Origin of the sequence: Parafrankia sp. FMc2, from assembly GCF_041008525.1 — a bacterium.
Lineage (GTDB): Bacteria > Actinomycetota > Actinomycetes > Frankiales > Frankiaceae > Parafrankia.
In genome coordinates this window covers 1-1,223 of sequence record NZ_JBFLUG010000412.1, presented here as the reverse complement: position 1 = coordinate 1,223, position 1,223 = coordinate 1, and the positions used below count along the sequence as shown (strand labels likewise).

At 67.9% G+C, this 1,223-nt stretch carries 1 pseudogene; it reads right to left on the bottom strand.

What is annotated here, in order from left to right:
- Nucleotides 1-557 precede the first annotated feature (557 nt).
- Nucleotides 558-797: pseudogene (locus AB1460_RS37615) on the bottom strand (ISKra4 family transposase); the annotation flags it as partial.
- Between the last annotated feature and the right edge of the window lie 426 nt (nt 798-1,223).

Below are 1,223 nucleotides of genomic sequence, written 5' to 3'. Positions count from 1 at the left end.
GTGAGGGAACAGGACATGGATCGGGTCAAGGACAGCCACTCGCCATGATCCACGACGCCTCGTGCGGCCCGCCCACCGGGCCGTCACGGAATTTGTGCCAGAGCCACTTTTTCATGGCCATGGACACTGGTTCTGTCCGCGAGATGCGACCGCACATGTTCGTCGGCGCCGACCGCATCCCAGCGACACCGGCGGCCTGTGTTCGTGACTTCGGACCGCACCCCTTGCTGCTGTCCTTGACCGCGGACAGAGCCACACAGTCCGTCCCTCGAGCCTGGGACTGGAATTTCCCGGGCACCAGGCCGATGCACGGCTCGACAGGCAAGCTCTCACACCGGAGGGATGATCACAGTCCACGCCAGGCGGCGACCGCGGCCAGCAGGACGGTCGCGACGGCCCGGCCTCCCGTACGCGCCGAGGTGGGCAGGGACGCGCCGTCGGCGTAGGCGAGGATCGCCGCGATCAAGGCGGTCAGGAGACAGAAGGGAGAGCGGGACAAACCGTGGGAGGCTACGCCGCGCCCATGATCGTCTCGGCGTCCTCGTGGGTGGGCTGGTGGGGTACCAGCGGGCGAAGTCGTCGGCGAGCTGGTCGTTGAGGACGCGGGTGCGGACCTGGAGGAGTAGGTGGGCGCCGCGGGGTGTCCAGCGCATCTGCTGTTTCTTGACCATGCGTTTGCTGATGATCTGGTTGACGGCGGACTCGGCGGTGGCGCTGGAGATGGCCTCGCCGCAGCGGCGCCGCTCGCCGTAGTTCGGGATCCGAGCGGTGTTCGCGTCGATGTGGCCGCGGAACTCTGCCAGTCTGCCCTCAGCGGACCTTGCGAGTTGACTTCTTCGCCGGCCGCCGAGGCGCACCGGCCGACGAGGTGCCTGCCGGACGTCCGATCGGGGGGCGCGGGCGCGCGGGGCCGTCGTCCAGGGGAGAGGTCGAGGTCATGAGAGCGGCCAGGAGGCGCCCAAATCGTCCTCGCGGCTGGCGAAAGAGCATGCGAGTCCTCCGTGGAGTCCGAACGCTGGGGCTACCGGCTCCGTGAGTCGAGAACCACAAAACGGTTCTCGCGGCTGCCGTACGTTCACCGTACATCCTTGCCAAAGCGGCTCTTCGCAGTTGACCGGAATCTGTGTTGGTCCGATTACGCGACCTTCGGACGGGCGGTAACCGTGGGTAGCCACTGGGGGCGGGTGGAACGGGAGGCGGTGTAGCGGGCGCGGCGTTGCTGG